Annotated in this window: 15 protein-coding genes; 10 read left to right on the top strand and 5 right to left on the bottom strand. The window is 70.0% G+C overall.

Going from position 1 to position 16561, the window contains the following annotated elements; all coding sequences use genetic code 11:
• Nucleotides 1–6 precede the first annotated feature (6 nt).
• A complete protein-coding gene (locus tag PotMrB4_RS09080; protein WP_172433060.1) occupies nucleotides 7–675 on the top strand; it encodes a phytanoyl-CoA dioxygenase family protein in 669 nt (222 codons plus the stop codon).
• A gap of 24 nt (nucleotides 676–699) precedes the next feature.
• Here the strand turns inward: PotMrB4_RS09080 and PotMrB4_RS09085 are convergent, their stop codons facing one another.
• Nucleotides 700–1725, bottom strand: coding sequence for a patatin-like phospholipase family protein (locus PotMrB4_RS09085; protein ID WP_074968724.1), 1026 nt, complete (start codon nucleotides 1723–1725; stop codon nucleotides 700–702).
• A 162-nt stretch (nucleotides 1726–1887) separates the two neighbouring features.
• On the opposite strand from PotMrB4_RS09085, the gene PotMrB4_RS09090 reads away from it, so the two are divergent.
• The 9 genes from PotMrB4_RS09090 to PotMrB4_RS09130 all read left to right on the top strand — a co-directional run bounded on the left by PotMrB4_RS09090 (nucleotide 1888) and on the right by PotMrB4_RS09130 (nucleotide 12358).
• Complete coding sequence (locus tag PotMrB4_RS09090; protein ID WP_044413842.1) at nucleotides 1888–2166, top strand: hypothetical protein; 279 nt, start codon at nucleotides 1888–1890, stop codon at nucleotides 2164–2166.
• 164 nt (nucleotides 2167–2330) lie between these two features.
• A complete protein-coding gene (locus PotMrB4_RS09095) occupies nucleotides 2331–3755 on the top strand; it encodes an MFS transporter (protein ID WP_172433061.1) in 1425 nt (474 codons plus the stop codon).
• 69 nt (nucleotides 3756–3824) lie between these two features.
• Complete coding sequence (locus PotMrB4_RS09100) at nucleotides 3825–4433, top strand: flavin reductase family protein (protein ID WP_044413836.1); 609 nt, start codon at nucleotides 3825–3827, stop codon at nucleotides 4431–4433.
• A gap of 250 nt (nucleotides 4434–4683) precedes the next feature.
• Nucleotides 4684–6648: a HAMP domain-containing methyl-accepting chemotaxis protein gene (locus tag PotMrB4_RS09105; RefSeq protein WP_172433062.1), complete on the top strand. Its 1965-nt coding sequence runs from the start codon at nucleotides 4684–4686 to the stop codon at nucleotides 6646–6648.
• A gap of 123 nt (nucleotides 6649–6771) precedes the next feature.
• Nucleotides 6772–7689, top strand: a complete 918-nt coding sequence (locus tag PotMrB4_RS09110) for an AAA family ATPase (protein WP_044413830.1) — start codon at nucleotides 6772–6774, stop codon at nucleotides 7687–7689.
• A complete protein-coding gene (locus PotMrB4_RS09115; protein WP_172433063.1) occupies nucleotides 7689–8648 on the top strand; it encodes a DUF58 domain-containing protein in 960 nt (319 codons plus the stop codon). The genes PotMrB4_RS09110 and PotMrB4_RS09115 overlap by 1 nt, the downstream gene beginning before the upstream one ends.
• The gene (locus tag PotMrB4_RS09120; RefSeq protein WP_172433064.1) at nucleotides 8645–10639 is read left to right on the top strand and encodes a transglutaminase TgpA family protein; all 1995 of its coding nucleotides are present in this window, start codon (nucleotides 8645–8647) and stop codon (nucleotides 10637–10639) included. Before PotMrB4_RS09115 ends, PotMrB4_RS09120 begins: the two co-directional genes overlap by 4 nt.
• 41 nt (nucleotides 10640–10680) lie before the next feature.
• Entirely contained in the window at nucleotides 10681–11442 is a 762-nt protein-coding gene (locus tag PotMrB4_RS09125) for a CHAD domain-containing protein (protein WP_044413820.1), read from the top strand.
• A gap of 118 nt (nucleotides 11443–11560) precedes the next feature.
• Nucleotides 11561–12358, top strand: a complete 798-nt coding sequence (locus tag PotMrB4_RS09130; protein ID WP_172433065.1) for an acyl-CoA thioesterase — start codon at nucleotides 11561–11563, stop codon at nucleotides 12356–12358.
• 1 nt (nucleotide 12359) lies between these two features.
• Here the strand turns inward: PotMrB4_RS09130 and PotMrB4_RS09135 are convergent, their stop codons facing one another.
• The 4 genes from PotMrB4_RS09135 to PotMrB4_RS09150 all read right to left on the bottom strand — a co-directional run bounded on the left by PotMrB4_RS09135 (nucleotide 12360) and on the right by PotMrB4_RS09150 (nucleotide 16463).
• Nucleotides 12360–13934, bottom strand: coding sequence for a GGDEF domain-containing protein (locus tag PotMrB4_RS09135; protein WP_172433066.1), 1575 nt, complete (start codon nucleotides 13932–13934; stop codon nucleotides 12360–12362).
• Between the two features lie 3 nt (nucleotides 13935–13937).
• Entirely contained in the window at nucleotides 13938–14441 is a 504-nt protein-coding gene (locus tag PotMrB4_RS09140) for a molybdopterin-dependent oxidoreductase (RefSeq protein ID WP_172433067.1), read from the bottom strand.
• A 95-nt stretch (nucleotides 14442–14536) separates the two neighbouring features.
• Nucleotides 14537–14893 (bottom strand): Mpo1-like protein, encoded by a 357-nt coding sequence (locus PotMrB4_RS09145; protein WP_172433068.1) that lies wholly within the window; start codon nucleotides 14891–14893, stop codon nucleotides 14537–14539.
• An 88-nt stretch (nucleotides 14894–14981) separates the two neighbouring features.
• The gene (locus tag PotMrB4_RS09150; RefSeq protein ID WP_044413808.1) at nucleotides 14982–16463 is read right to left on the bottom strand and encodes a methyl-accepting chemotaxis protein; all 1482 of its coding nucleotides are present in this window, start codon (nucleotides 16461–16463) and stop codon (nucleotides 14982–14984) included.
• Nucleotides 16464–16561: the final 98 nt, after the last annotated feature.

The following is a 16561-nucleotide window of genomic DNA, read 5'->3' on the forward strand; positions in this document are numbered from 1 at the left end:
CACGCCATGAACGAACGCGAACAGCTTCACCGGGATGGCTTCGCGCTGCTGCGCGGGGCGGTGCCGGCCGACTGGCTGGAGGGCCTGCGCAGCGCCTTCGACGCCGGGGTGAAACCCTCCGCCGAATGGCCGGTGCCGCGCGGCCAGGATTGGCAGCACGCGCTGCTGGACCTCGACGCCGGCGTCCGCGCGGTGTGCCGCCTGCCGGCGCTGCTCGCCGTGGTGGGCGCGTTGATCGGCGAGCGCTTCTTCCTCGCCCAGGTGGAAGGGCGCGAGCCCCTGCCCAACGGCGGCAGGCAGCGGCTGCACCGGGACTTCTCCGCCGAGCGCCCCGGCGACACCGTCAACGCCCTGGTCTTTCTCGACGACTACGGCCCCGACAACGGCGCCACCCGCCTTATCCCCGGCAGCCACCGCCCCGACCTGGCAGCGCCTCCCGTCGACTTCGACGACGAGTCCCATGCGATTCAACTGAGCGGCTCGGCGGGCGACATCCTCGTCTTCGACGCCGACCTGATCCACGCCGGCAGCCTCAACCGACTCGGTAGCCGACGCCGCACCCTGCTGGTCGCCTACTTCGCCGCGCCCCTCTACGCCCAGCACCAGGCCACCGCCGCGCTGCGCTATGTGCGGATGGAGCCTGTGGAGTATTTCGAGGTGGGGCGGCGTGGCTAGCTGAGCGGTGCCGCTTGTAAAGGCTCAGTGCAACTCCTCATACCGCTCCAGCGTATCCCGCGCGATCTGCCGGCCCAGCTGGATCAGCTCCGGCGCTTTGTAGAACTCGAAGAAGCGGCAGACGCGCTTGGGCACGTTGATGAGGATGTCCGGCGGGTAGCCGGCGATCTTGTATTGGGCGAGGGAGGTCTGCATGACCTCGAAGCTCTGGTTGACCAGCTCCAGCAGGGAGGCGGGGCCGACGCTGGCGACCACCTGGGAGCCGCTGGCCGAGCGAGGGGCGCCTTCGCGTTCCGGGGCGGCCGCGGGTTGCTGGGCCTGGGGGCGGGCGCTGTCGTCGGTCCACGGGTCGGGCAGGGCGGGGAGGGTGGCGATGGCGTCGGGTTCCTCCTCGTCGCTGCGACGGCGGAAGGGCAGGCGATCGCCCAGGGAGCTGATGAGCTGGTCCAGGCGCCCCTTGAGGGCGGGGGAGCGCTCGATCACCGGGAGCTGGTACTGCTTCTGGTTGGTGGCGTTGAGGTTGACCGCGATGATCAGGTCGCAATGGCTGGAGACCACCGGGACAATCGGCAGCGGGTTGAGCAGGCCGCCGTCCACCAGCATTCGCGAGCCCTGCATCACCGGGGTGAAGAGGCTGGGGATGGCTGCCGAGGCGCGCATGGCCTGGTGCAGGCAGCCTTCCTGGAACCAGATTTCCTGCTGGTTGGTGAGGTCGGTGGCGACGGCGGTGAAGGGGATGGGCAACTGCTCGATGTCGATCTCGCCGACGATTTCGCGGATGCGGCCGAACACCTTTTCCCCGCGGATGGCCCCCAGGCGGAAGCTGACATCCAGCAGGCGCAGCACGTCGAGGTAGTCGAGGCTCTCGGTCCACTCGCGGTATTCGTCGAGCTTGCCGGCGGCGTAGATGCCGCCCACCACGGCGCCCATGGAGCAGCCGGCGACGCAGGCGATCTCGTAGCCCCGCGCCTCCAGTTCCTGGATCACCCCGATGTGGGCATAGCCCCGGGCACCGCCCGATCCGAGCACCAGTGCGACGCGTTTGCTCATGTGCTGTCATCCGTTTCTTTCAGAATGCGCCAGACAATACCTGTCGAGTCCTAGGGCAGCCAAGCGGCGACCGAGCATTGCGTGACCCCGTGGAATCTTTTGGCGGAGCGGCCAGTCTGAGTAGACTGATGGCCATTTCCCATGCAGCCGAGGAGGAAAACCATGAAAGCCTGGATCAGCCTGTCCCTCGTTGCCCTTGCCCTCGTGGGGTGCGCTGGCAAGACGGCGTACCGCGAGAGCTGCGGCAGCCAACTGGATGCCGCCTGGCGTGAGCTCGACCTGGCCAAGGCCGAGGGCTTCGCCGGCACCGTGAGTTATTCCAAGGCCCTGAGCCTGCTGACGGCGGCCAAGACCCAGCAGCAGTTCGAGGGGTTCCAGGGCTGCACGGCGAAGGCCGAGAAGGCGCGCTTCTACATCCGCGAGTCCCGCGCGGGCCGCTGAAACCCTTGGGTGAACGAGCCGGGGCTTGCCCCGGCTTTTTTGTGGCCGCGAGAAGGCCATAGGCAGCGCCTATCGGCTTTATCAAAGAAATTTCTTGTTTAATTTGTCGGGCGATTTCTAATATCCAAGCCGTTGCTTGGATAAAGGCCATGGAGAGACGCCTGATGACGACTGCCACTTCTTCCCCGGGAACCCCTTCCACCGCTTCCTGGGGCGATCTTTTCAGCGGGCGCAACGGCCTGCTGGCCGTTGCACTGACCGGCAGCGTGGCGCTGCACGCGATCAACGTTCATATCGTCACCACCGTGCTGCCGTCGGTGGTGCGTGAGATCGGCGGGCTGGACTGGTACGCCTGGAACACGACCCTGTTCGTGGTGGCGTCCATCATCGGCGCGGCGCTGTCGGTGCGGGTGCTGGCGGGCAGCGGGCCGCGAGGCGCCTGCCTGGCGGCGCTGGCCTTGTTCAGCCTGGGCACCATGGGTTGCGCCACGGCACTGTCGATGCCGTGGATGCTGGCGGCCCGTGCGGTCCAGGGGTTGGGCGGGGGCCTGTTGGCGGCCCTCAGCTATGCGCTGATCCGTGTGGTGTTCGAACCGCCGCTGTGGCCCCGCGCGGTGGCACTGGTGTCAGGCATGTGGGGCGTGGCGACGCTGTGCGGGCCGGCGGTGGGCGGGCTGTTCGCCGAGGCCGGGCACTGGCGCTGGGCGTTCTGGTCGCTGCTGCCGGTGGCGGCGGCCCAGGCCCTGCTGGTGACACTGCAGCTCGGCCCGCGTGAGCGTGGGACTGGGGCACCGCCCCGGGTGCCGGTGCTGCAGATCGTCCTGCTCGCCGCCTCGGTGCTGGCGGTGGCCACGGCCAGTCGCGCCGGGCACCTGGCCTGGCAGGGGGCCGGAGTGGTCCTGGGGTTGGCACTGGGGGCCCTGGCCCTGCGGGTGGATCGCCAGGCGCGGGTGCGTCTGTTGCCCAGCGGCAGCGCATCCCTGGGCGCGCCCCTGGGGGCGGCCTACGCCTGCGTTGCGCTGTTGCTGGTGGGCACCACCACCGAGATATTCGTGCCGTACTTCCTGCAGGTGCTGCACGGCCAGACGCCGCTGCTGGCGGGCTACCTGACGGCGGCGATGGCGGCCGGCTGGAGCATCGGCTCGCTGACCTCCTCGGGGCGCGAGGGGCGCCAGGCCAATGGCCTGCTGCGCACGGGGCCGCTGTTCTGCGTGGCGGGCCTGGCGGCGTTGGCGGTGGTGCTGCCCCTGGGCAGTGACTGGAACGCCATGTTGCGGACGCCGCTCGCTGCGCTGGCGTTGGCGGCAGTGGGGGCAGGGGTCGGCATGGGCTGGCCGCACCTGCTCACCCGGGTGATGGCCCTGGCTCCCAAGGGCGAGGAAGACGCCGCGTCCACCGCCATCACCACCGTGCAGCTCTACGGCATGGCCATCGGCGCGGCGGTGGCGGGGCTGGTGGCCAACGCGGCCGGCCTGATCGAACCCGGCGGCGAGGCCGGTGCGCGGTCGGCGGCGATCTGGCTGTTCAGCGGCTTCATCCTTGCGCCGGCCCTGGCCGCCTGGCTGGTAAGGCGCGTGGCAGAGCGCTGAGGCGGTTGCGTCGGGCAGGCGAGGGCGGGGCATAATCCGGCCTCGCCTTTGCCGTTGCCGGAGCACCTGATGCAACTCGACTTCTCCACCCTCACGCCCCTGGAGGCCTACCGCTGGCTGGCCTCCACCGTGACCCCGCGCCCCATCGCCTGGGTCTCCAGCCTGTCTGCCAGTGGCGTCGCCAACCTGGCGCCGTTCAGCTTCTTCCAGGTGATCAGCGACGACCCGCCGACGCTGATGGTCAACGTCGGCAGCCGCGATGACGGCAGCCTCAAGGACACCCTGCGCAACGTGCAGGAAACCGGCGAGCTGGTGATCCACCTGGTGCCGTTCGCCTTCGCCGAGGCGATGAACGCCACCGCTGCACCGTTGGCGTACACGGTGAGCGAGTTCGAGAGCTGCGGCATCGAGCACGAGCCGTCGCTGCGGGTGGCGCCGCCCCGGGTCAAGGGCGCGCCGGTCGCCTTCGAGTGCCGCCTGCTGGAGGCGCAGCCGTTCCCTCGCGACAACCCCAACTGCCACCTGATCTTCGCCGAGGTGCTGCTGGCCCATATCGATGACGCGGTGCTCACCGAGCAGGGGCGCGTCGATACCCAGGCGCTGGACCTGGTAGGCCGCCTGGGCGGCAGCGCCTATGTGCGCACCCGCGACATCTTCAACATGGTGCGCCCCACCTGACCCGCCCGGCCCCGCACCATTGCGGGGCCTTTCGCACGCGCCTGTGCGATCTCGACCGGCTTCTGACGCCGCGACTTTGACGACCTGCCGCCGAATGGTCTGAAAGCGACCTCTGCATATCCAAAAAAACCAGCTAGCGTGGGATTGGCGCGGTCATGGCTTGTCGCCAGCAGGGGCGCGCTCCTAAGTTCGCGCTGTTGTCCGGGGTGGCGAGCGCGTCGACCCGGTTACCGGCATGGAGGGAAGCAGCATGGCATCGGTTGTCCAACGGGGTATCGCCAGCCTGGGCACGGCGGCCAAGCTGGCACTCGGCTTCGGCGTGGTGCTGGCGCTCACGGCAGTGGTGGCGGCCACCGGCTACCTGGCGCTGCGCAACGTGGCGGCCGGGGCGGCGCTGCTGGAGCGCATGGACGCCCTGGGCGGCGAGGTGCAACGCATGCGCCTGGTGGAGAAGGACTACGCCCTGACCGGCGATGCCAAGCGCGCCGAGGCCCTGCGCCAGGCGACCCAGACCCTGCTCGAACACAACGAGGCCCTGAAGGGCGACGTGGATGCCGCCAGCCGCCAGGCCCTGGACGAAGTGGCCGGGGCGGTGGGCGGCTACCGCGCGGCCTTCGACCGCTATGTGGAGCTTTCCGACAACATGCGCCTGGCGCTGGAGGCGGCCAACTGGCTGGTGGTCAGCGCCTCCAACAGCCTCGATGTGCTGCAGTCGGGTCTCAACGAGGACGGCATCGACCTGCTGAAAAGCTCCCAGGGTGCAGAGGGCGCGGACATGGTGGCGCAGGGCGGCGAGATCAGCCGCATCTACCAGTCCCTGCTGTTGGCGCTGAACCAGGCCCGTACGCGCCTGGAGCAGAGCCGCAGCACCGGGGAGGCCGCCGATACCCAGATCCAGGAAGCGCTGGACGCCCAGAAGCTCGCCGGCGAGCTGCGCGACCGCATGCAGGACCCGGGCTACGCCGCCGTCCTCACCGAGGTGATCGGCAACATCGACTCCTTCAACGAACGCCTGCGCGAGTACACCGAGAACCTGCAGCAGCAGAAGCGCGAGTTCCAGGGCCTGACCGCCGGGGCCGAGGCCATGGTCGCGGCCGTGGACAAGGCACGTGATCACCAGGAGCAGGCCATGCAGGACCAGCAGCGTGGCAGCTCGCTGCTGATCATCGGTGGCAGCGCGCTGGCGCTGCTGATCGGCCTGGCGGCGGCGATGCTCATCGCGCTGCTGATTGTGCGGCCGCTCAAGCGGGTGATCGAGGTGGCGCAGCAGATCTCCGCCGGTGACCTCAGCGGCGACATCGAGGTGGGCCGCAGCGACGAGGTGGGCCAGTTGCTGGAGGCCATGCGCGCCATGTCGGCCAACCTGCGGAACATGGTCGGCCAGCTGCAGGGCGGGGTGCAGCAGATTTCCAACTCGGCCCAGGCGCTGTCCGCCGTCACCGAGCAGACCCGCGTCGGGGTCAACGGGCAGAAGCAGGAGACCGACCAGGTCGCCACCGCCATGAGCCAGATGACTGCCACCGTGCACGAGGTGGCGCGCAATGCCGAGGCCGCTGCGGCCTCCACCCACAGCGCCGACACCCGCGTGGCCAGCGGCAACGAGGTGGTACGCCAGAGCCGGGGGCGCATCGACCAGTTGGCCAGGGCGATGGAGGTCACCACCCAGAGCATCGAGCAGCTCAGCCAGGAGGCGCAGAGCATTGGCGCAGTGCTGGACGTGATCAAGAGCGTGGCCGAGCAGACCAACCTGCTGGCGCTCAACGCTGCCATCGAGGCGGCGCGGGCCGGCGAGCAGGGCCGCGGCTTCGCCGTGGTGGCCGACGAGGTGCGGGCCCTGGCGCGGCGTACCCAGCAGTCCACCGCCGAGATCGAGCGGCTGATCGGCACCCTGCGCGAAGGCGTGCGCCGCTCGGTGGAGACCATGCACCAGAGCGAGAGCCTGGTGCAGAAGACTGTGGAGGACGCCGGCCAGACCGAGGCGGCGCTCAACGGCATTGCTGAGGCCGTGTCCACCCTGCACCAGATGAACCAGCAGATCGCCGCCGCCGCCGAGCAGCAGACGGCGGTGGCCGAAGAGATCAACCGCAGCGTCACCAGCATCCGCGACATCGCCGACCAGTCCGCCGAGGCGATGGAGGAGACCGCCACCTCCAGCACCCGCCTGGCCGCTCTGGGGCGGGACCTGCAGGCGATGGCTGCGCACTTCAGGTTGTGACCGGGCCGACGTTTCCGTGATCGCGCGGCCTGTCGGCCCGGGCTTTCATGAGCAAATCTTGCAAGTCGCTTTGCCAGCGCGCCGGGCGCGGCTAGCATCGGCCGATCGTTCATGGAGCCTGATATGCGAACCCGACTGGATGCCTGCCTCGACGCCATCAACCAGGTCCTGCTGGGCAAGGAGGTGCAGGTCCGTCTGGCCCTCACCTGCCTGCTGGCGCGGGGGCACCTGCTGATCGAAGACCTGCCCGGCATGGGCAAGACCACCCTCAGCCACACCCTGGCCAAGGTTCTGGGGCTCAGCTTCCAGCGCATCCAGTTCACGTCCGACCTGCTGCCCGGCGACATCCTCGGCACCTCGGTGTTCGACAAGGACACCGGCCAGTTCGTCTTCCACCCCGGGCCGGTGTTCGCCGAGCTGGTGCTGGCCGACGAGATCAACCGCGCCACCCCCAAGAGCCAGAGCGCACTGCTGGAGGCCATGGAGGAGGGGCAGGTGACCATCGAGGGCGCCACCCGGCCGCTGCCCGATCCCTTCTTCGTCATCGCCACCCAGAACCCGGTGAGCCAGGGCGGCACCTTCGCCTTGCCGGAATCCCAGCTGGACCGCTTCCTCATGCGGCTGTCCCTCGGCTACCCGGCCCGCGCGGCGGAGAAGGCGCTGCTGCTGGGCGAGGCCCGGCGCGACCTGCTGCCACGGCTGGAGGCAGTGCTGGACCACGCGGCCCTGGCCGCGCTGCAGGACGAGGTGCCCCGGGTGCGCGCCAGCGATGCCCTGGTGGACTACGTGCTGCGCCTGGTGGAGGCCACCCGCACCCACCCGCAGTTCGCCCTCGGCCTTTCGCCACGGGGCAGCCTGGCGCTGCTGGGCGCGGCGCGGGCCTGGGCGCTGCTGGCGGGGCGTGACTACGTGATCCCCGAGGACGTGCAGGCCGTGCTGCCCTCGGTGGCCGGCCACCGCCTGCGCGAGCGCGCCGACCCCACCGGCCACGGTGGCGGCACGCTGGTGCAGTGGCTGCTGCGCGAAGTCCCGGCGCTCTGATGGCCCGCGGCATCCTGCGGCCGCGCTGGGACCGCTGGCTGGCCCGGCGCATCCCTCCGGCCCACGAACTGCGCCTGGACCAGAAGCGCATCTTCATCATTCCCACCCGCACCGGCGCGGCCTTCGGCGGTGCCCTGGTGCTGATGCTGCTGGCGGCCATCAACTACCAGAACAGCCTGGCGTACGGGCTGACCTTTCTGCTGGCCTCGGTGTTCATCCTCGCCATCCTCCATACCTACCGGAACCTCTCCGGGCTGGTGCTGCGGGCGGCCGGCGCACCGCCGGTGTTCGTCGGCGAGCAGGCGCGCTTCAAGGTGCGCCTGGAGAGCCGCCGCCATGCCCACGAGGCCATCGCCCTGGGCTGGCCGCCCGAGCCGCTGCAACTGCAGGACGTGCCGGCCAGCGGGGCCACTGATTGCGAGCTGAGCCAGCCGGCGCTCCAGCGCGGCTGGCTGCGGCCCGGTCGCCTGCGGGTGGAGAGCCGCTTTCCCCTCGGCCTGCTGGTGGCCTGGAGCTGGGTCGACCTCGACCAGGCCGCGCTGGTGTACCCGCGCCCCTTGCCCGGTGACCTGCCCCTGGCCGCCGGCGGGCGCGCCGATGCGGAGGAGGAGGGCGTGCGCGTGGACGGGCGCGGTGCCGACGACTTCCAGGGCCTGCGGCCCTACCAGCCGGGGGACTCCCGCCGGCGCCTGCACTGGAAGGCTTATTCCCGGGGGCAGGGGCTGTTCATCAAGGACTTCGCCGCCCTCTCCGGAGCGGACCTGTGGCTCGACCTTGCCGGGCTGGACGGCGACCTGGAGAGCCGCCTTTCGTTGCTCTGCCACTGGGTGCTGACCTTCACCGAGCGCGGCCAGCCCTTCGGCCTGCGCCTGGGTGGCCTGGAGCTGCCGGCCGATGTCGGCGAGCCCCACCGCGACGCCTGCCTGCGGGCCCTGGCGCTCTACGAGGTGGCGCCATGAGCGTGGAACAGCCGATCCCGCGCATCGCCCTGACCTGGCTGCTGGTGGCTCAGGTGCTGGTGATCGTCCCGCACCTGGTGCACCTGCCGGTGTGGATCATCGGCCTCTGGGTGGTCTGTGCGGCCTGGCGGGTGCAGATCTTCCGCATGCGTGCGCGCTACCCCAATGGCCTGGCGAAGATCCTGATGATGCTGGTGGCGGCTGCCGGCGTGGTGCTGTCCCGGGGCAGCCTGATCGGCCTGGATGCCGGCGCGGTGCTGCTGGTGGCGGCCTTCATCCTCAAGCTGGTGGAGATGCGCACCCGGCGTGATGCGCTGGTGCTGATCTTCCTCGGCTTCTTCACCGTGGTGGTGGCGTACCTGTTCGACGACGGCATGCTCGCCGGGCTCTACAGCCTGCTGCCGGTGACGGCCTTGCTGGCGGCGCTGATCGGCCTGCAGCAGAGCGGTTTCGCCCAGCGCCCGACCGCTACCCTGAAGCTGGCCGGCACCCTGTTGCTGCAGGCGTTGCCGCTGATGCTGGTGCTGTTCCTGTTCTTCCCGCGCATGGGGCCGCTGTGGTCCTTGCCGTTGCCCAGCGACAAGGGCGTGACCGGGCTTTCCGATGACATGGCGCCCGGCGACATCGCCGAGCTGAGCCAGTCCGGCGCGCTGGCCTTCCGCGCCAGCTTCCAGGGCGACCCGCCACCCCGGCGTGAGCTCTACTGGCGGGCACTCACGCTGGAGCGCTTCGACGGTCGGCGCTGGTCCCAGTCCCCGGCGAGCCAGGTGCAGGCACCGGCGCAATGGGCGAAACAGGGCCCCGCACTCGACTACAGCGTGGTGATGGAGCCCAGCGGCAAGCCCTGGCTGTTCGGCCTGGACGTGGCCGAGACCCGTGTCGAAGACACCCGCCAGATGGTCGACTTCCACCTCCAGCGGCGCCTGCCGGTGGAGCGCTCGCTGCTCTACAGCGTCACCTCCTGGCCCCAGGCGGTGCGCGACCCGCAGCTGGCGGACGCGGTGCGCCGGCGCAACCTGCAACTGCCCCGCGAAGGCGACCCGCGCGCGCGGGCCTGGGCCGAGCAGTTGAGCGCCCGCTACACCGAGCCGGATGCCCTGGTGCAGGCGCTGCTGCGGCATTTCAACCAGGAACCGTTCGTCTACACCCTGCGCCCGCCGCTGGCCGAGCGGGACACGGTGGATGCCTTCCTGTTCGACAGCCGACGGGGCTTCTGCGCCCACTACGCCGGCGCCATGACCTTCGTCCTGCGTGCCGCCGGCATTCCCGCACGGGTGGTGGCTGGCTACCAGGGGGGCGAGATCAACCCCGCCGGCAACTACGTGCTGGTGCACCAGTTCGACGCCCATGCCTGGGTCGAGTACTGGACGGCCGGCGCCGGCTGGACCCGTGTCGACCCCACCTTCCAGGTGGCGCCGGAGCGCATCGAAAACGGCCTGGAACAGGCCGTGACCCAGGAGCAGAGCTTCCTGCAGGACTCGCCTTTCTCCCCCCTGCGTTACCGCGACATCGGCTGGATCAACCAGCTGCGCCTGGCCTGGGACCGGGTGAACTACGGTTGGCAGCGCTGGGTGCTGGGCTACCAGGGCGAGACTCAGGCCCAGGTGCTGCAACGCTGGTTCGGCCAGCTGGACGCGCGCACCTTCGCCCTCCTGCTGGTGGGCACGGCGGCCTTCCTGGTGGCCCTGGTGGCGCTGTGGATGTTCAAGCCCTGGCGCCGCGAGCGGGACCCGCAGGTGCGCCTGCACCAGGCCTTCGAGCGTGTGCTGGCCCGCCACGGGCTGGTGCGCGGTGCCGCCGAGGGCCCGCGTGATTTCGCCGCCCGTGCCGCCCAGGCCCTGCCGCAGCAGGCGCGGCTGATCGAGGAATTCGCCCGCCGCTATGAGGCGCTGCGCTATGCTGGCGCCCCTGAAGCGCCGGCCGACCTGCGGCGCACGCTGAACAACCTGCGCCGGGCCCTGCCCTGGCGCCTGACTCGACAGGAGCGCTGACCCGGGCCTCGCCGGGGCGCTCCGCCGAAGGAACACCTGCCATGTCCGCCATGCTCGACGACCTGATCGCCCAGGTCCTGAAACTCGAAATCCAGCTCATCTCCGCCCGTGCCCGCCTGGAGGCCAGCACCGACGACGAGGCCCTGCACGACCTGCGCATCAACCTGCGGCGCCTGCGCAGCCTGCTGCGGCCGTTGCGTGGGCTGCCGGTGGCCGATGTGCTGATCGAGGCGGCTCGGGAGCTGGGGCGGATCACCACGCCGCTGCGCGACCTGGAGGTGCTGATCGCCGAACTGGCCCGCCATCACCACGAGCGCCTGGCCGAGCCCCGCCGCCTGCGCCTGCGCCAAGGCTGCCGCGAGGTGCTCCAGGCCCCGGCGCTGGAGCGGCTGTTCCAGGTGCTCGACGCCTGGCCGCAGCTGCTGCGCCTGTCGGCCCGTGAAGGCTTGCTGGAGCAGCCGCGCAAGCGCATCCGCAAGCGCCTGCTGAAGGACTGGGCCCGCCTGGAGCAGGCCCTGGCCGATCCGGCTCACGACCGCCACGCCCTGCGCCTGCTCATCAAGCGCGCGCGCTATGGCGCCGATGCCTACCCGGGGGTGGTGGAGGTGCCGGAGCGTACCCGGCGCCTGCTCAAGGGGGCCCAGGATGCCCTGGGCAAATGGCACGACCGACTGCAGTGGCTGGCCACCGCCGAGCGTGAGCCGGACCTGGCCCCGCGCACCCGTGCCTGGAGCACCGCCCTGCATGCCGCCGAGCTGCGGGCCGACCGCGTGCTGGAGAAGTTGCAGGCGCGCCTGGGCTGAGGTGCCGCCGCTGGCGTTTATCCCCTCCGGGTTGTCGGGACTCGCTTGAAGTTCGGCTTCCGGGGGGCGGGGGCTTCCCCTACCATCGCCCCATCCTAGAGCCGTGGATGAGATCCCGATGACCTTCTTCGAATTGATGCAGGCGGTCCAGAAGGACCCGCTGGACGTGACCGTGCCCGCTCGCTGGGCCCAGGGCCGTGCGAGCTTCGGCGGCCTGGTGGCGGCGCTGGCCTATGGGGCCATGCGTGACAAGGCGCAACCGGGCCGGCCGGTGCGTTCCCTGGCGATCACCTTCGTCGGCCCGATGGAGGCCGAGGTGCCGGCCCGTTTCGAGGCCGAGGTGCTGCGCGAGGGCAAGGCGGTGAGCCAGATGTTCTGCCGGGTGCGCCAGGGCGAGCAGACCGTGGCGGTGGTGCAGGGCAGCTTCGGCGCCGCGCGGGATTCGGCAATTGCCGTGGAGGGCGAGCCGGCCCCCGTGATCAAGGCCCCCGATGCCTGCCAGGAGCTGCCCTACCTGCGCGGCGTGACCCCCGAGTTCACCCGTTACCTGGCGATGCGCTGGGGCATCGGTGGCATGCCGTTCACCAACAACCCCAGCCGTGAGATGGGCGGCTGGGTGAGGCTGCGTGGGGAGGTGGAGGAAACCCCGGTGGACGAGGCGCTGCTGCTGGCCCTGGTGGACGCCTGGCCGCCGGCGGTGCTGCCGCACCTGCGCTCGCCGGTGCCGGGCAGTTCGCTGACCTGGACCATCGAGTTCGTGCAGCCGGCGCCGGCCCTGAGCACCCTGGACTGGTGCCTGTACCGCGCCGAGATCGACCACGCCCGGGATGGCTACGGCCACATCTCCGCACGGCTCTGGACCCCGGCGGGCGAGCTGGTGGCGCTGAGCCGGCAGACGGTGGCGGTATTCGGCTGAGTCAGACCGCCTGCTCGACGCGGTTGCGGCCGGCGAGCTTGGCGGCGTAGAGGGCCTTGTCGGCACGCCCCAGCAGGCTTTCCAGGCTTTCACCGGGGTGCAACTGGGCCAGGCCCAGGCTGACGGTCAGGTGCAGCGCCTGGCAGTCGGGCAGTTCCATGCACTGGCCCTCGATCTCGCTACGCAGGCGTTCGGCCACCTGCCGGGCCGCCTCCAGGGTGGCCTCCGGCAACAGCGCGGCGAACTCCTCGCCGCCCAGCCGACCCAGTACATCCACTTCCCGCAGGGTGGCGGTCATCGCCCGTGCTGCCGCCTGCAGCGCTTCGTCACCGGCGCTGTGGCCGTGCTGGTCGTTGACGGCCTTGAAGTGGTCCAGGTCCATCATCAGCAGGCAGCAGGGGTGGCCGAAGCGGTCCTGCTGGCGCAGCAGGTCACCGGCGCGCTGCATGAAGGCGCGGCGATTGCCCAGGCCGGTGAGGGCGTCGGTGGTGGCCAGGGTCAGCAACTCCTGCTCGAGCCGCTTGCGCGGGGTGATGTCGTAGCTCCAGACCAGGTAGGCCGGCTCGCCGTCCACCTCCACCAGGCGCCCGGAGATGACGCCCCAGTAAGGCTGCTGGCGGCCCAGCCGGGCTTCCCAGTCATCCAGCTCGCCACGGGATTCCAGTGTGGCGCGAAACCGCTGGGCTTCCTCGGGGTCGGTGAACAGCTGCTCGAGGGCGACCCGGCGCGCCCGCGCCCAGGCGTGGCGCCTCAGCAGGCGCTGGGTGACGAAGTGGACCTTGCCGGAAAGGGTGCCGATGAGGGCCACGTCGCTGGGGCTGGCTTCGAGGATGTCCCGCAGCAGCTCGCGGCCCTGGCGCAGCTCGCGGGTACGGGCGTCCACCCGCGCCTCCAGGCTCTGGTTCAACTCGCCCAGGCGCTCGGCCAGGCGTCGTTCGCGCCGGTAGTTGCGCACCAGTTGCAGCATCAGCAGCGAGCCGCCACCGAGCAGGCCGCAGAGGGCCCAGGCCAGGTTGTGGAAGTAGCGGTAGAGGTGCTGGCGCTCGCCGTCCAGCTCGTTGGCCAGGGAGATGTTGGCGGCCACCATCACTTCGTGCATGGCGAGCTGCAGGGGGGGCAGTTCATGGATCACCTCGCCGGCAAGCTGCCTGGCCGTGTCGCGGTCCTCCCAGCTGGCGCGCTGCTGCCAGTGGAGGCTGAGCTGCTCCACCTGGCGCAGGGTGCCGTTCACGTCCGGTCGGGGGCGGGGCAGGTGGGCGAACATCGGGTGGTCGGAGAGGTCGCGGGTCAGGCTGCGCAGCACGCCCAGGCGCACGGTGAAGGCCGAGGGGCTGCTGCCCCCGCTTTCCAGGCTGCGGGCCTCCTCGACGAGGCGGCCCATGGCGTTGCGGATCTGGTAGGCCTGCCACAGCTCGCCATGGGAGGTCGGGTGGCCCAGTTGCCGGGCCTCGCGGATCACCATCCACAGGCAGCCGGCCACCACCACGGCCATGCCGGCCAGCAGCGCCAGCAGGACGAACATGACCATCCGCTGGCGGGCGATGTAGGCGGCGTTGTCGGGTAGGCGCTCGGGCATGGCTTACTCGATGAAGATCTCGCTGAGTTGCCAGATGGCGCGGTTGTAGTACTTCTGGGTCCGCAGTTCGTGGTGCTGGTCGAACGGGTACATGAGAAACAGTGGCCCGAGGGATTCCACCGGCATCGGCTGGCCGTCGCGCTGGTAGGCGATGACCGGGGAATAGCGGTTGATGTCGCTGGCCGGGATGATCACCGAGTAGTCGTTCAGTGCGCGCATGCGCAGCTGGGCATTGGCCGGTGGGCTCACGTGCAGCTGGCGCAGCAGGTAGGCCAGGGGCACGCCGCGCCACTCGGAGACGCGATCATCTGCCGGGCCACGGGCCGTGACGGTGGTGGCTGGCATGCTCTGCAAGGTGCGCAGGGTGAAGGTGCGGACGGGTTGCCCAGGGCTGTGCACCCTCAGGGCGGGCAGGTCCAGCGGGTAGGCGGCCTCATCTGCCCGGACCCAGGGACAGGCCAGTAGCGTCAGGAAAATGGTGACAAAAAAACGTCGCTTTAACGGCATGCGACTGTCCTCGGGCCTCGTGGTGCCAGCATATCGTCAGCATGCCGGCAGGCTTGAGGGAATCCGACGAAACGTGATGGCGCTTTGATGCCCGTTCAGGAACGGTTCCGCCAGTTGCGCCACCAGCCGCCGCTGAAGAGGAAGCGCGGGAAGGTCACGAACTGCTCCATCAGGATGCGTCCCACCGCATCACGGCGGCCCTCGAAGGGCTCCGGCGCTTCGTGCTCCAGGCGGTGGCCGTGGCCTTGCAGGGCAAGGGAGGCCAGCACGCCGATGACCCCCAGCGCCAGGGGCAGCCAGGCGAGGTCGAACAGGCCGGTGAGGATCACCAGCACCGAGACGATGAACAGCGGCACGGCGATCAGGTGCAGCACGAGGTTGGTGGGGTTGCGGTGGTTCCTGGCGTAGGTGCGCCACTGCCAGCGGTGAAGATCGGGATGACGTTTGCCCATGTGCGAATCCTCCGGGATTGGCGGGCAGTCTAGGCCGGCCCCGAGGGGGCCGGCGAATGGGTCTTCTCTATGGGTGGGATAGAAGCGGCTACAGCTTGAGCTGGCGGATGGCGCGGGACAGCTCGCTGGCCAGTTCGGCCAGCTCGTTGCTGGTGGCGGCGGAGCCGACGGTCTGGCCGACGGTGAGTTCGGTGACGTCGCGGATGCGCACCACGGCGCGGGTCATTTCCTCGGCCACCTGGCTCTGCTGCTCGGCGGCGACGGCGATCTGGGTGTTGCTCTCACGCATCTGCGCCACGGCTCCGGCGATGGCGGCCAGGGCTTCGCCGGCTTCGTGGGCCTGCTGCACGCAGCTGTCGGCCTTGTAGGAGCTCTCCTGCATGAACTCCACGGCGTCCCGGGTGCCGGACTGCAGGGCGTTGATCATGGAGGTGATCTCGTCGGTGGAGTCCTGCACGCGGCGGGCGAGGTTGCGCACCTCGTCGGCCACCACGGCGAAGCCACGGCCCATTTCCCCGGCGCGGGCGGCTTCGATGGCGGCGTTGAGCGCCAGCAGGTTGGTCTGCTCGGCGATGCCGTGGATGACGCTGACCACGCTGCTGATCTTCTGGCTGTCCTCGGCGAGGCGGCCGATCATCTCGGCGGTCTGCTGCACGCCGCTGGACAGCCCGGCGATGGACTCACCCACGCGGCTGACCACCTGCTGGCCATTGCCGGCCAACTGGTCGGCGGTGCGCGACTGGTCGCGGGTGTCGGCGGCGTGCTGGGCGATGTGGTGGACGGTGGCGGACATCTCGTTGATGGCGGTGGCGGCCTGGTCGGTCTCGCTCTGTTGCCCGAGCATGCCCTGGCGGACCTCGCCCATGCTGCCGGCGAGGCGGGCGGCACCTTCGTCGAGGCGGGCGGTGACCTGGGCGACGGTGCCCACCACGCGCTGGAAGCCCGACTGCATGGCGTTGAAGGCGCTGGCCATCTGGCCCACTTCGTCGCGGCTGTCCAGCGGAACGCGGGCGGAGAGGTCGCCGCTCTTCTCCACGTGGAGCATCACGTCCTTGAGGGTGTTGAGGTGGCTGAGCAGGAAGCGGATCAGCAGCTGCGAGGACGCCAGCAGCACGATCATCAGCAGGAACACGGTAACGGCGTAGTTGAGGGTGCGATCAGCGAACACCTCGATGAAGCTCGGCCCTCGGACCAGCACGGCCACGCGCTGGCCCTGGCCGGCGTCCTGCACCTGGGCGCCGATGACCGGGTCGCTGCCGAAGAGGTTGTCATGGGGGAGGTCGACCCAGCCATTGGCACGGGCCAGCGCCGAGCCATCGACATCGCGCACATCGGGGCTGCTGCCGCTGGCGAAGACCACCACGTCCCCGCCGCCGGGCAGGGCCTGGCCGCTCGGCCAGGCCTTGAGCAGCTGCGCCCTGGATTGCGCCGCCTCGCGGGCAGCCTGCTGGCGGGCATCCTGCTCCAGGGAAATGGCATGCAGCACCAGGAGCAGGGTGGTGGCGAATGCCACCGCGTTGACGGCCCAGAACTTGTACTTCAGTGACAGGTCGCGAATCCATTTGCCCATGGGGTCGTTCTTCTTCTCGGTATGGCTGTTGGCAAGGTGCCAGCATTGTTTCGCAGCACTCTGACGCGAAACTTGATCCTTATCAATTCGCACTTTCG

It is taken from the genome of Metapseudomonas otitidis (genome assembly GCF_011397855.1).
GTDB lineage: Bacteria > Pseudomonadota > Gammaproteobacteria > Pseudomonadales > Pseudomonadaceae > Metapseudomonas > Metapseudomonas otitidis.

Excerpts from the sequence above, each read along its gene's own strand:
- PotMrB4_RS09080 (WP_172433060.1), top strand. The coding sequence starts at position 7 with ATGAACGAACGCGAACAGCTTCACCGGGATGGCTTCGCGCTGCTGCGC.
- PotMrB4_RS09085 (WP_074968724.1), bottom strand. The coding sequence starts at position 1,725 with ATGAGCAAACGCGTCGCACTGGTGCTCGGATCGGGCGGTGCCCGGGGC.
- PotMrB4_RS09090 (WP_044413842.1), top strand. The coding sequence starts at position 1,888 with ATGAAAGCCTGGATCAGCCTGTCCCTCGTTGCCCTTGCCCTCGTGGGG.
- PotMrB4_RS09095 (WP_172433061.1), top strand. The coding sequence starts at position 2,331 with ATGACGACTGCCACTTCTTCCCCGGGAACCCCTTCCACCGCTTCCTGG.
- PotMrB4_RS09100 (WP_044413836.1), top strand. The coding sequence starts at position 3,825 with ATGCAACTCGACTTCTCCACCCTCACGCCCCTGGAGGCCTACCGCTGG.
- PotMrB4_RS09105 (WP_172433062.1), top strand. The coding sequence starts at position 4,684 with ATGGCATCGGTTGTCCAACGGGGTATCGCCAGCCTGGGCACGGCGGCC.
- PotMrB4_RS09110 (WP_044413830.1), top strand. The coding sequence starts at position 6,772 with ATGCGAACCCGACTGGATGCCTGCCTCGACGCCATCAACCAGGTCCTG.
- PotMrB4_RS09115 (WP_172433063.1), top strand. The coding sequence starts at position 7,689 with ATGGCCCGCGGCATCCTGCGGCCGCGCTGGGACCGCTGGCTGGCCCGG.
- PotMrB4_RS09120 (WP_172433064.1), top strand. The coding sequence starts at position 8,645 with ATGAGCGTGGAACAGCCGATCCCGCGCATCGCCCTGACCTGGCTGCTG.
- PotMrB4_RS09125 (WP_044413820.1), top strand. The coding sequence starts at position 10,681 with ATGTCCGCCATGCTCGACGACCTGATCGCCCAGGTCCTGAAACTCGAA.
- PotMrB4_RS09130 (WP_172433065.1), top strand. The coding sequence starts at position 11,561 with ATGACCTTCTTCGAATTGATGCAGGCGGTCCAGAAGGACCCGCTGGAC.
- PotMrB4_RS09135 (WP_172433066.1), bottom strand. The coding sequence starts at position 13,934 with ATGCCCGAGCGCCTACCCGACAACGCCGCCTACATCGCCCGCCAGCGG.
- PotMrB4_RS09140 (WP_172433067.1), bottom strand. The coding sequence starts at position 14,441 with ATGCCGTTAAAGCGACGTTTTTTTGTCACCATTTTCCTGACGCTACTG.
- PotMrB4_RS09145 (WP_172433068.1), bottom strand. The coding sequence starts at position 14,893 with ATGGGCAAACGTCATCCCGATCTTCACCGCTGGCAGTGGCGCACCTAC.
- PotMrB4_RS09150 (WP_044413808.1), bottom strand. The coding sequence starts at position 16,463 with ATGGGCAAATGGATTCGCGACCTGTCACTGAAGTACAAGTTCTGGGCC.